Here is a 12736-nt window from a genome sequence, read left to right as displayed (position 1 = left end):
GATCAGCGCAGAGCCGATCAAATGGAAAAGGGCGCGGCCAGAAATGGCCGCGCCCTTTTTGCTGGGTGTGATCGGAGCAGCCACAGCTGCCCCAATCGGTTTATTCGCCGTAGGGGATCCAGATGTTTTTCACCTCTGTTGCGGCCTCAAGGAACCGGCGGCTGTGATCGGCAGACCAGTCTAGCGCCCGACCGTTGTTGACCCAGGTGCGCTTCAGGTTGCCAGCCGAAGCCGCTTCGATCGTGGAGGAGAGATCGGAAGAGGAGAAGCTCCAGACCGCATCGACGTTGAGATGAGCGGCCAGTGGCTCGGCCAGCTCGGCGTGACGACCGGTCAGAATGTTGACGACACCGCCGGGCAAATCGGATGTGTCCAGCACCTGATAGAAATCGGTGGCAGCCAGCGGATAGGCCTCGGAGGCGGCCAGAACCATGCGGTTGCCCATGGCAATCGCCGGGGCCATCACCGACACCAGACCCAGCAGGGGAGCTTCATCCGCGCAGAGCGCGCCGATCACGCCGACCGACTCCTTCATTGCCAGTGCGACACCGCGGATCGGCACCCCATGCGCCTGACCATCATATTTGTCGGCCCAGGCAGCAGCCGTGAACAGGCGCTGGATTGAAGCCTCGACCTCCTGCGCGCCCTGCGATTTGCCGGTCATCCGGTCGATACGATCCGCAAATTCGCTGGCCCGCGCCGACAGGTTCTCCCCGATATAGTAAAGGATCTGCGCCCGCAGGTGGCCGGTGGTTTTGGACCACGCTTTTGCGCCCGCTGCGGCCTCGACGGCGTTGCGCACATCCTTGCGATTGCCAAGCCCGACGTGGCCGAGCAGCGCGCCTGATTTTGCGTGAACGGCCTTGGAATACCCGCCATCCGGACGGGACTGCTTGCCGCCAACATACAGCTTTGCGGTGCGATCCACCGCGTCAACCGGCGCACCCTCGCCGCTGAAACCTTTGATCTGGTCAAGCGTTTTTGCTTTGCCCTTGGGTTCGGTATAAGCGCTGAGCCCTTCCCAGCCACCTTCGCGGCCAAAGCCGCTTTCGCGGGTGCCACCAAAACCAGCTGCCGCATCAAAGAGGTTGGTTGCATTGACCCAGACCACACCCGCGACCAGTTTTGGCGCGATATCCAGCGCCAGATTGACATTCTCGGTCCACAGGGTCGCAGCCAGCCCGTAGCGGGTGTTGTTGGCCAGTTCGACGGCTTCGGAAGGGGTGCGGAACGTGGTGGAGACCAGAACCGGGCCGAAAATCTCCTCCTGCATCAGGGCATCAGAGGGAGCCAGCCCTTCAATCAGCGTCGGCGGGTAGAAACAGCCGCGTTCCGGCACAGCGACCTGCGCCTGATGCATGCGGCCCGCAGTATTGGCCGCGACCATCTCGCTGATGGTGGTCAGCTGAACCGGATCCACGATGGCTCCTACATCAATGCTCTTGTCCAGCGGATTGCCGATGCGCAGCTTGTCCATGCGTGTGCGCAGTTTCCGGTGGAAACGCTCGGCGATGCCTTCCTGCACTAGCAGGCGTGAGCCGGCACAGCAGACCTGTCCCTGATTGAACCAGATCGCATCGACCAGACCTTCGATCGCGGAATCAATGTCTGCATCGTCAAACACGATGTAGGGCGATTTGCCGCCCAGCTCCAGTGTCAGCGCCTTGCCGCTGCCTGCGGTGGCTTCGCGGATACGGCGACCCACAGCGGTAGAGCCGGTAAAGGCGATTTTATCGACGTCTGCGCCAACGATCATTTCCCCCACGGCGCCGTCGCCGGTGACGATATTTACAACACCTTTGGGCAGACCCGCCTGACGACAGATATCTGCAAACAGCAACGCGGTGAGGGATGTGTATTCCGCAGGCTTCAGCACCACGGTGTTGCCCATGGCTATGGCGGGCGCCACTTTCCACGCCAGCATCAGCAGCGGGAAATTCCAGGGGATGATCTGACCGCAAACGCCCAATGCCTCACGGTCGGGCAGTTCGCTTTCCATCAGCTGGGCCATACCGGCGTGATAGTAGAAATGCCGCTGTGCCAGGGGGACGTCAATGTCTCGGCTCTCGCGGATCGGCTTGCCGTTATCAAGCGTTTCCAGAACCGCAAACAGGCGCGCGTGTTTCTGCATCAGACGTGCAATTGCATAGAGGTAGCGCGCACGCCCGGCGCCACCAAGCGCGGCCCATTTGCCCTGCGCCTTGCGCGCAGCGGAAACGGCGCCATCCACATCGGATTGGCTGGCCTGGCTCAAAGTGGCCAGAACCTCACCCGTGGCGGGGTTCTTGCTGTCGAACCCATCGCCGGGCGCTGTGAAGTCACCGTCGATGAAATGGCCGAACCGGGCGCCCTGATCCACCAGCCAGGCCAGCGCCTCGGCTGCACTCTCGGGGGCGGGGCCATAAGTCATGGTGTCGAAGATCTCTTTGATGGTCATGTGTCGAGCCTTGTGGTCTGTCGCCGCCTGCCTTGCGAGGGAAGCGGCCCGGAGGCCCTTGGGCGTCCGGGGGTGGCATCTGGAGGTTAGGCCAGCGCGTGGCGGTAGCCGGCGGAATAGGCGCCGGTGACATGGTGTTCGAGCTGCCGTTCGATATCACCCAACAGCGACGAGGCGCCAAATCGGAACAGATCGGGCTGCAACCAGCGATCCCCCAGCTCTTCCTTTATCAGCGATAGGTAGACCAACGAGTCTTTGGCCTTGGAAATCCCACCAGCGGGTTTGTAGCCGACACGGTAGCCGGTGCGCTCGTGATAGTCACGGATGGTGCGGATCATCACCAGGCTGACTGGCAGTGTGGCGTTAACGCTTTCCTTGCCGGTGGAGGTCTTGATGAAGTCAGCACCGGCCATCATGCAGATCAGCGACGCACGCGCCACATTGCGCAATGTGCCCAACTCGCCAGTGGCAAGGATGGCCTTGACGTGGGCCTCGCCACAGGCCTCACGGAAGGCTTTCATCTCATCATAGAGCGCCTGCCAGTTGCCTGACAGCACGTGCCGACGGGAGATCACAATGTCGATCTCTTTGGCACCTGCCTTCACGCTTTCCTCGATTTCGGCCAGCCGTAGGTGAAACGGTGACAACCCGCCGGGAAAGCCGGTGGATACGGCAGCAACCGGAATACCGCTGCCATCCAACGCGTCCACGGCTGTCTCGATCATGTCGTGATAAACACAGACAGCCCCGGTGGTGATCGGCTCCATATCAAGCGCCTGCATCAGATCGGCACGTACCGGTTGACGGGCCTTGGCGCATAGACGCTGCACCCGACCGACGGTATCATCACCGGAGAGCGTGGTCAGGTCGATCAGGGTGATCGCCTTCAGCAGCCAGGCTGCCTGATGGTCTTTCTTCACACTGCGCCGACCGGGCAGGGTGGCGCAACGGCGTTCGATGGCGGAGGTATTTGCCTCAACCCCTAATGCCCAGTCCAGATCCAGCTCCATGCCGGGGTTACGCGGTTCGCCCACCTGCGGCAGCTGCGCGGTGTGCTCTGCAATTTGGCTTTCCATGCCGGGAATCCTCGTTCGAGTTCGGTGCGAAAATCGCACGACCACCCTGTCTTGGCAAGCAAGCGGGGCCGTCTTGGGAGTAAATTTTTGACTGCTTGGACAAAAATTCACTCATATTGAGAACGATTCGCATTTATTATTGCGAATAATTCGCATTAGCATTGACAGGGCGCCGCGCCGTGCTCTTATTGGGGCAGATGGTATCCAAAGGATCGGCCCAATGCGTTTGCAACTGAACTCACCAATGATGGCCCGCAGAATGATGCTGGCGGCTATGATGGCTCTCACCGGGCTTATCGCGCTACCTATTGGGGGGCTTGGTGCTGGCCCGGCGCGGGCAGAGGCACCCCTGAAAGTGGTGGCAACGACAGGCATGATTGCGGATGCCGCCCGTCAGGTTGGCGGTGATGCCGTTGAGGTCCGCGCGTTGATGGGGCCGGGGGTGGACCCGCATGCCTATCGCCAGACGCGGTCCGACATCGTTGCGATGACCCGGGCGGATCTGGTGCTCTGGCACGGTCTGTATCTTGAGGCGCAGATGGAGGAGTTCTTCCACGATCTGGCGCGCAAGCGGACGGTGGTGGCGGTTGCCGATGGGCTGGACAGGGGCAAACTGCGTGGTCACGATACCTATGCCGATAAATTCGACCCGCACGTCTGGATGACGCCCGCCCTGTGGAAGGACATGGTGGCAGAGGTGCAGGCGGCGCTGACCGAGGCGCGCCCGGAACAGGCCGATCTGTTTGCGGCCAACGCTACGGCGCATCTGGCGGAACTGGATCAGTTGATCACCTACGGAACTGAAATTCTTGCCCAGGTCCCTGAGGAAAACCGCGTATTGGTCACGGCACATGATGCCTTTGGCTACTTCGGGCGTGACTTCGGGTTTGAGGTTCTGGGCATTCAGGGCATCTCCACCCAGTCGGAGGCGGGCCTCAACCGCATCGGCGAATTGGTCGATCTGCTGGTGGAGCGCGGTGTCTCCGCAGTCTTCGTCGAAAGCTCGGTCTCGGATCGTTCCGTGCGTGCCCTGATCGAAGGCGCTGCTGCACAGGGGCATGAGGTCCGGATCGGCGGAGAATTGTTCTCCGACGCCATGGGCGCGGATGGCAGCTATGAGGGCACTTATGTCGGGATGCTGGATCACAATATGACCACCATCGCCGCAGCACTTGGCGCTGAGGTGCCGCCCAAGGGCATGTCAGGCCGTCTCTCCGGTGCCGGGCTTTGATAGGACCGAGTGAGATGACTGTGGAATTGGCCCGTGAAAATGGCGCACCTGCTGGCGCAGCTGAGAGCCGTGAACATCTTGAACAATCGCCGCTGGCCATTCGCGGCCTGACTGTCACCTACGGTGAGAAACCCGCTGTCTTCTCAGTTGATATGACGGTGGAGCCGGGTCGGATGACCGCCATCATCGGCCCCAATGGAGCCGGCAAATCAACGCTACTGAAGGCGGCACTTGGCATTGTGCCGCCCGTCTCGGGGCGGGTGCAGGTCTTTGGCAAACCGCTGGACAGTCAGCGTGGCCGTATCGCTTATGTGCCACAACGCGCCAGCGTGGACTGGGATTTCCCGACGCGAGTGATTGATGTGGTCATGATGGGCCTCTACCGCGAGCTGGGTCTTCTGGGACGGATCACCGGCCGCCACCGGACGGCCGCACAGGCCTGTCTGGACCGGGTCGGAATGGGCGATTTTGCCACCCGCCAGATCGGCCAGCTCTCTGGTGGTCAGCAGCAGCGGGTCTTTCTGGCGAGGGCCCTGGCGCAAGGTGCGGATCTCTACCTGCTGGATGAACCGTTTGCCGGCGTGGATGCAGCGACCGAAAAGGCCATCATCGCCGTGCTGAAACAGCTGCGTGCAGATGGCAAGACCGTGGTTGTGGTCCATCACGACCTCGCCACAGTGGCGGAGTATTTTGACAATGTGTTCCTGATCAACACCCGCAAAGTGGCGGAAGGTCCGGTGGCGCAGGCCTTTACCCCGGAAACACTGCAAAGCGCTTATGGCGGACGGCTTGCTACGGCGCAGGTCGATCAACTGGCCACGGCACCGGCGTCGCGGCGCCCGCAGACCGGTGGGGCGCTCTGATGCTGTGGGACGCTCTGCTGTTGCAGATGGGCTATAACGCCACGCTTGTGGCCATTGGCGCGACGCTGCTTGGCATTTCATCCGGGATCACCGGGACCTTCCTGTTCCTGCGCAAACGGGCGCTGGTCAGCGACGCCATCAGCCATGCCACACTGCCCGGTGTTGGTCTGGCCTTTCTTGTCATGGTCGCGCTTGGTGGGGATGGGCGCAATCTGGCTGGTCTGCTGGCCGGATCGGCTCTCTCGGCGATGGCGGGGCTCTGGTGCCTCAACTGGCTCACGCGGCGCACCCGCCTGGCCGAGGATGCCGCGATTGGCGCGGTGCTGTCGGTGTTCTTCGGGTTCGGCATCGTGATCCTGACCGTGATTCAGACGCTTGGCGTGGGCCGTCAGGCCGGATTGGAGGGGTTTCTGCTCGGTTCCACTGCGGGCATGCTGTGGAATGATGCGCTGGTGATCGCTGGCGGTGGTGCGGCCACATTGCTGTTGATCCTGCTGCTCAGGCGTCCGATGACGCTGGTTGCATTTGACCCTGAATACGCAGCGGCGCGGGGCATTTCCGTGTCGCGGATCGATATGATGATAATGGGACTGGTGATGGCCGTCACCGTTGTCGGGCTGAAGATCGTCGGTCTGATCCTGATCGTGGCATTGCTGATCATCCCGGCTGTCACCGCTCGGTTCTGGACCGAGCGATCCGATATGGTGGTGCTGCTGGCCGGAGTGGCCGGAGGGCTATCGGCCTATCTTGGGGCAGCGGTCTCGGCCTCGGCGCCCAATCTGCCCACCGGTCCGATCATTGTGTTGATGAGTTTTGGCCTCTTTGCGCTGTCGCTTCTGCTGGCCCCCAATCGTGGCGTGCTTGCCGCTGTGTTGCGTCATCTGCGGTTTCAGCGCCGGGTTCATCTGCGGCAGGGATTGCTGGCGCTGGCGCAGGATCAGGTGATTTATGAACCGCTGACCCTGCGGCTGCTGCGTCAGCGCGGGTTGCTGCGCGCGGATGGTGTGCCCACGGAAAAAGGCCGGGCCCGTGCCGCCAAGGCCTTGCGGGATGAACATCGCTGGGCACTGGTCCGTAGCGATCAGACCCATGAGGCGGCAGCCGCGCTTTATGATGGGCTGCGCGAGATTGAGACGGTCCTGACCGAGGATCAGATTTCTGAAATTGACCGTCGCATCGGCGCCCCCCGCGAGGTTCCGGCATGAATGGCGCTGAATTTGTCCCCCTGTCGCTGACGCCGCTGCTGATCGGAATCTTTGCTGCCGTGGCCTGCGCGCTGCCCGGCAACTTCCTGCTGCTGCGTCGCCAGGCGCTGATCGGCGATGCCATCAGCCATGTGGTCCTGCCGGGCATTGTCGTGGCCTTCCTGCTGACCGGGGTAATCGCCGCCGGGCCGATGATGCTGGGCGCGGCTGGGGCGGCCATCGCTGCGGTGATTCTGATTGAGCTGATCCGGCGCCTTGGCCGGATTGAGCCGGGGGCGGCGATGGGTGTTGTCTTTACCACCATGTTTGCAGGTGGTGTCCTGCTGCTGGAGCAGACCGACACATCAACGGTGCATCTGGATGTGGAACATGCGCTCTATGGCAATCTCGAAAGCCTGATCTGGCTGGATGCCACCGGCTGGGCCTCGCTGCTGGATCCGGTGGCACTCAGCTATCTGCCGGCCGAGCTGCCGCGCATGGCGCTGACCCTGATTGGTGTCATTCTTTTCATTGCTCTGTTTTGGCGGTCGCTCAAGATCTCGACCTTTGACGAAGGCTTTGCCCGGACCCTTGGCATTCGCACCAACCTCTTGGGGCTGGGGCTGGTGATCACCGCCGCTATTGCTGCCGTCGCCGCCTTTGATGCGGTGGGATCGATCATCGTGATTGCAATGTTCATCTGTCCGCCTGCGGCGGCGCGGATGATGTCGAACCGCCTCGAAGGGCAACTGGGTTGGAGCGTTGCCTTTGCTGTTGTGTCGGCTGTGCTCGGCTATGTGCTGGCGGGATATGGTCCGCTGTGGCTTGGCGCGACCGATGCGGTTAGCGCAGCGGGTATGATCGCGACAGTTTCAGGCCTGTTGCTGGCCATTGCAGCGCGGTTCGGGCCGTGCCGGCACCGGGCTGGGGCGCCTGCGGGCATCTGAGTTTCGTAACCACTGACAATGTCCAGCCGCGAGGATTGCGGCTGGAAGAATCGCGCGACGACATGCTAAATATTGCGGCATGGCACAAGCAGACCCCCAAATCAGCGGCATCTCTCAACCGGTCATCCGGCAGCTCGACGACAGCGCCATCAATCGCATCGCGGCAGGCGAGGTGGTAGAGCGCCCCGCCTCGGCGGTGAAGGAACTGGTGGAGAACGCCATCGACGCGGGCGCCGCGCGGATCACCATCGACATTGCTGACGGCGGCAAGACGCTGATCCGGGTGACCGACGATGGCTGCGGCATGTCGCCTGCGGATCTGCCGCTGGCGCTGTCCCGGCATGCCACCTCCAAGATCGACGGCTCCGATCTACTGAACATCCATACCTTTGGCTTTCGTGGTGAGGCGTTGCCTTCCCTTGGTGCGGTCGGACGGCTGAGCATCACCAGTCGTGCCAAGGATCAGGACGCCGCCCAGATCCGTGTCGCCGGCGGGCGGATGGAGCCGGTCAAACCCGCGGCCCTGCGCGTCGGCACAGTGGTGGAGCTGCGGGATCTGTTCTACGCGACCCCAGCCCGGTTGAAGTTCATGCGCAGCGACCGGGCCGAAACGCAAGCCATCGGCGATGTGATCAAGCGCCTGGCCATGGCGGAACCCTCAGTGGGGTTCACCCTGCGCGATGTGTCCGGTGGCGGGGAGGGGCGCGTGACCTTCCGCGCCGATCCCCTGACCGGTGATCTTTTTGATGCGCTGCACGGGCGGTTGGCGACGGTTCTTGGCCGGGAATTTGCAGAGAACGCGCTGAAAATTGACGCCACCCGCGACGGTGTGCGGCTCTTTGGCTATGCCGCTTTGCCGACCTATTCGCGTGGTGCGGCGGTGGCGCAGTTCCTGTTTGTGAACACGCGACCGGTCAAGGACAAGATGCTGACCGGCGCTCTCAGGGCGGCCTATTTCGATTTCCTCAGCCGGGATCGCCATCCGGCGGCGGCGTTGTTTCTGGACTGTGATCCGACGCTGGTGGACGTGAATGTGCATCCCGCCAAATCCGAGGTCCGGTTTCGGGATCCAGGTGTTGCGCGCGGTTTGATTGTCTCCGCGCTGCGCCATGGGCTGGCTGAGGCCGGTCACCGCGCCTCCAGCACCGTGGCTGGCGCCACACTGGGTGCAATGCGTCCCGAACCCATGGCCAGCCAGCCGGGCGCGGATGGGGCGCCTCGGATTTATCAGATGGACCGGCCTTCATTGGGCGCGCGGAGCCTCTCTTATGCGGCGCAGGCGCCAGACCAGACGCGCCCCTTTGGCGGCGAGGTGCGGCCCTCATCAGGATTCGCCGAATTGGCACAGGCCTATAGTGGCCGGGTGACAGAAACGCCGGAGCGCCAGAGCCCGGACATGGCCCCGGGTCAGCCTTTGGAGAGATCCGAGACCTCCGCACCCGGGGCCGAGCAACTGCCGCTTGGCGCCGCGCGCGGGCAGGTGCATGAAAACTACATTATCGCCCAGACTGCCGACGGGATGGTCATCGTCGATCAGCACGCCGCCCATGAGCGGCTGGTCTATGAAAAACTGAAACGCCAGATGGCGGAAACAGGCGTGGCCGCGCAGGCTCTACTGATCCCCGAGATTGTGGAGCTGAGCGAGGGCGATTGTGCCCGTATTCTGGCGGTTACAGAGGACCTCGCCCGCTTTGGTCTCGGGATCGAGGCCTTTGGCGGTGGCGCCATTGCGGTGCGGGAAACACCGGCCATTCTGGGGACCGTGAATGCCGAAGCAATGGTGCGCGACATTCTGGATGAGCTGGATGATCAGGGCGAAAGCCAGCTGGTTCAGGCTAAGATCGAAGCCATCCTCAGCCGTGTCGCCTGCCATGGATCCATCCGCTCCGGGCGCTGGATGCGGGGCGAGGAAATGAACGCCCTGCTGCGCGAAATGGAGGCCACGCCGCATTCGGGCCAGTGCAACCATGGCCGCCCCACCTATGTCGAGCTGAAACTGGCCGACATCGAACGCCTGTTTGGGCGTAGTTGATGGAGACCATCGCGCTGTTTCTGCAGACCGCAGACCCGCAGACTCTCGCGCTGCTGGGACTGGGTGGCCTCGTGCTGCTGGTTCTCCTCATGATGCTGCGCGCCAATGCCCGCGCCGCCCAGAGCATTGCGCCGATTGCACAGCAGATGGCCCATCTGGGGCAAAGTGTTCAGCAGCTGCGCGGTGGCGTGCAACATGTCTCGGACGCTCAGGCCAATGCGCAGGTTCAGATGATCCAGACGGTGGAGACCCGGCTCAGCGCGGTGCAGCAACAGGTCAATGATCGCCTGTCAGATAACGCTTTGCGACAGGCGCGCGCCCTCGCGGATATGCAGGAACGCCTGCAGGAGAGCCTGCATGGATCCACCAAACGCACAGTAACCTCGCTCACTCAGCTGCAAGAGCGGCTGGCGGTGATCGACAAGGCGCAGGACAATATCACCAAACTGTCCGGGGATGTGCTGGGGCTTCAGGATATCTTGGCAAACAAGCAGACGCGTGGCGCGTTTGGTGAGATCCAGCTCAATGATATCGTCTCCAAGGCGCTGCCCGCTGACAGCTATGCGTTCCAACACACGCTGAGCAACGGCAAACGCGCTGATTGCCTGATCTACCTGCCTAACCCACCCGGTCCAATTGTAATCGATAGCAAGTTCCCGTTGGAACCCTATGAGGCGCTGCGCAACGCGGAAACACAGGAGCAGCGCGCCAGTGCGGCGCGCCAGCTGAAGGCCGCGTTGCGTGCCCACATTCGGGCCATTTCGGAGAAATACATTTTGGACGGCGAGACCGCAGATGGCGCGCTGATGTTCCTGCCGTCTGAGGCGGTCTATGCCGAGCTGCATGCCAATTTCTCTGATATTGTACGGGAGGGCTTCTCTGCAAAGGTCTGGATCGTCTCTCCGACGACCTGCATGGCAACGCTGAATACGATGCGTGCCATCCTGAAAGATGCCCGGATGCGGGAACAGGCCGGAGCGATCCGCAGCGAGCTGGCATATTTGCACAAGGATGTGGAGCGTCTGGGCGACCGGGTTGGCAATCTGGACCGGCATTTCGGCATGGCAGCCAAGGATATTGCAGAGATCAAGATCAGTGCCGACAAGGCCGGACGGCGGGCGCAGCGGCTGGACAACTTCGACTTTGAGGAAATCGCAGCACCGTCGGCAGGGATCGGCCAGCCCGGTGATCCGGCCAATGTCGTTCCGCTGGGGCGGCCCGAGAGCTGATGCAGCAGACCACAATCGCGCCCCTGCTGACCAATGCCTCAATCGCGGCAGAGCGGTTGGTTTCGGTCCTCAGGATCGCGGTGACATTGGGCCTGTTTACCGTGTTCGCGGTCACCGTAGCCGGGTTGGATTTCAGCACGCTGGCTCCATTTCTGCATCGCCAGCTGTTGTTCGCCGTTCTGACGATGTTTGCCTATCTGATACTGGGCGTGGTGACTTTTGCCGCAACCACGATCGGATGGTTCCGGCCCTGGATGTCGTGGTTCAGCGTGACGGCTGATTGCGGGTTTCTCCTTTTCAATGTCTGGTTCAGCCTTGAAAACAGCAATTATCCCGGCGGGGTGGCGTTGCTGTTGCCGCCGGCCTGGCTGGTGCCGCTGGTGCTGGCCTATGGCGTGATGCGGATGGACCCGCGCCTGCAGCTTTATACAACTGTGCTGCTTAGCGGAGGGTTGGGCGCATTGATATTCTGGCCAGACGATCGGCTTGATGCCGGGCAGCTTGGAATTTTGCATAGCGTTTTGGATACTCCGGCCAATGTGATGAAGCTGACGATGATCCTCCTCGCCGGTCTGGTCATGGTGCTGGCGGCGGCGCGCATGCGGCGGCTGTTCTACCGCGAGTTGGAGGCAGCTGATGCGCGCGCCAATCTGACCCGCTACCTGCCGGCGCAGGTGGCCGATCAACTGGCAGATGGTGGGCTGTCGGCGCTGCAGCAAGGTCAGCGGCAGCCGATGGCGGTGATGTTTGTCGACATTCGCGGCTTTACCCAATGGTCGGAAACCCGTGATCCGCAGGAAGTCGGAGATTTCATCACAGCTTTTCGTAACGAGGTCGAAGACAGCGCGGCGCGTCATGACGGCATGATTGACAAATACATGGGCGATGCCGCGATGCTGCTGTTTGATGATGCACCGGTCGCGATGGGTGGCCCCAATGGTGCCGCCCGGGCATTGGCCTGCGCTGCGACGCTCTGCGAGGCGGTTCACCGCTGGTCGGACCGACGGGTTGCAGCCGGGGAGCCGGTGGTCGAGATTGGCATCGGCGTTCACGCAGGCGAGGTGTTTTCCGGCGTCGTGGGCAATGCGGCGCGGTTGGAATATTCGGTCTTTGGGGATGCGGTGAACACAGCGTCAAGGTTGGAGCAACACAGCAAGACAGTGCCACAGGTCATCATTGCCTCTGCCGTTACACTGACGGTGGCAGGGGTCGAACCCGCCCGCCAACGCTGGGTGTCCCTGCCGCCGGTCACCCTGCGCGGGCGCAGCAAGGTGATTGAGATCTACGGCAGAGAGGGCTGATCGGGGCCTTTGCTGCGGTCTTTGCCTCAGATCAAGGACGGTGGCGGCGAATGTGGCTTAGATCCCTGTTGCAAGCGCGAACAACGGAGGACAATCGCCATGCTTGAGATCAGTACCCGCAAGGTGGCGCAGGTGGCCCTGATGGCCCGAGAGCTGACTCGCGCCGAAGGTGAACTCAGGGCGTTCATTGACCGGATGGGCGAAGATGAACAGGCCGAGTTGGTGGCGATCATGTGGATCGGTCGCGACAGTTTCGAGGCCGGTGATCTGGACGAGGCCATCGCCACGGCCCGGCAGGAGGCGACCACCCCAACTGCTGATTACCTGATCGGCACACCGCATCTGTCGGACAATCTGGAGGCCGGATTGGATGCGCTGGGGATTGATGTGCAGGGCGTCGAAGAGGATGTCATCGGGCGCTAAGCCAGTCGGCTGA

General features: G+C 62.2%; 10 protein-coding genes. 8 read left to right on the top strand and 2 right to left on the bottom strand.

Going from position 1 to position 12736, the window contains the following annotated elements; genetic code table 11:
* Positions 1 to 100: 100 nt before the first annotated feature.
* Complete coding sequence (locus D1820_RS11195) at positions 101 to 2437, bottom strand: aldehyde dehydrogenase family protein (RefSeq protein ID WP_118069056.1); 2337 nt, start codon at positions 2435 to 2437, stop codon at positions 101 to 103.
* An 86-nt stretch (positions 2438 to 2523) separates the two neighbouring features.
* A complete protein-coding gene (deoC, locus tag D1820_RS11190; RefSeq protein WP_040170182.1) occupies positions 2524 to 3513 on the bottom strand; it encodes a deoxyribose-phosphate aldolase in 990 nt (329 codons plus the stop codon).
* Between the two features lie 220 nt (positions 3514 to 3733).
* On the opposite strand from deoC, the gene D1820_RS11185 reads away from it, so the two are divergent.
* The 8 genes from D1820_RS11185 (at position 3734) to D1820_RS11150 (ending at position 12723) form a co-directional block, all read left to right on the top strand.
* Positions 3734 to 4744, top strand: a complete 1011-nt coding sequence (locus D1820_RS11185) for a metal ABC transporter solute-binding protein, Zn/Mn family (protein ID WP_118069054.1) — start codon at positions 3734 to 3736, stop codon at positions 4742 to 4744.
* 14 nt (positions 4745 to 4758) lie between these two features.
* Positions 4759 to 5607: a metal ABC transporter ATP-binding protein gene (locus tag D1820_RS11180; RefSeq protein WP_096869584.1), complete on the top strand. Its 849-nt coding sequence runs from the start codon at positions 4759 to 4761 to the stop codon at positions 5605 to 5607.
* The gene (locus D1820_RS11175; protein WP_118069052.1) at positions 5607 to 6812 is read left to right on the top strand and encodes a metal ABC transporter permease; all 1206 of its coding nucleotides are present in this window, start codon (positions 5607 to 5609) and stop codon (positions 6810 to 6812) included. The genes D1820_RS11180 and D1820_RS11175 overlap by 1 nt, the downstream gene beginning before the upstream one ends.
* The gene (locus tag D1820_RS11170; protein ID WP_040170191.1) at positions 6809 to 7738 is read left to right on the top strand and encodes a metal ABC transporter permease; all 930 of its coding nucleotides are present in this window, start codon (positions 6809 to 6811) and stop codon (positions 7736 to 7738) included. Before D1820_RS11175 ends, D1820_RS11170 begins: the two co-directional genes overlap by 4 nt.
* Before the next feature lie 79 nt (positions 7739 to 7817).
* The gene (gene mutL, locus D1820_RS11165; protein ID WP_118069051.1) at positions 7818 to 9770 is read left to right on the top strand and encodes a DNA mismatch repair endonuclease MutL; all 1953 of its coding nucleotides are present in this window, start codon (positions 7818 to 7820) and stop codon (positions 9768 to 9770) included.
* Positions 9770 to 10999, top strand: a complete 1230-nt coding sequence (locus D1820_RS11160; RefSeq protein ID WP_118069049.1) for a DNA recombination protein RmuC — start codon at positions 9770 to 9772, stop codon at positions 10997 to 10999. The genes mutL and D1820_RS11160 overlap by 1 nt, the downstream gene beginning before the upstream one ends.
* Positions 10999 to 12300, top strand: a complete 1302-nt coding sequence (locus tag D1820_RS11155; RefSeq protein ID WP_118069047.1) for an adenylate/guanylate cyclase domain-containing protein — start codon at positions 10999 to 11001, stop codon at positions 12298 to 12300. Before D1820_RS11160 ends, D1820_RS11155 begins: the two co-directional genes overlap by 1 nt.
* Before the next feature lie 99 nt (positions 12301 to 12399).
* Positions 12400 to 12723, top strand: coding sequence for a DUF3775 domain-containing protein (locus D1820_RS11150; protein WP_096872789.1), 324 nt, complete (start codon positions 12400 to 12402; stop codon positions 12721 to 12723).
* Positions 12724 to 12736 lie beyond the last annotated feature (13 nt).

It is taken from the genome of Phaeobacter sp. LSS9 (genome assembly GCF_003443595.1).
Classification (GTDB): domain Bacteria; phylum Pseudomonadota; class Alphaproteobacteria; order Rhodobacterales; family Rhodobacteraceae; genus Phaeobacter; species Phaeobacter piscinae.
This window is presented reverse-complemented; position numbering and strand designations above follow the sequence as displayed.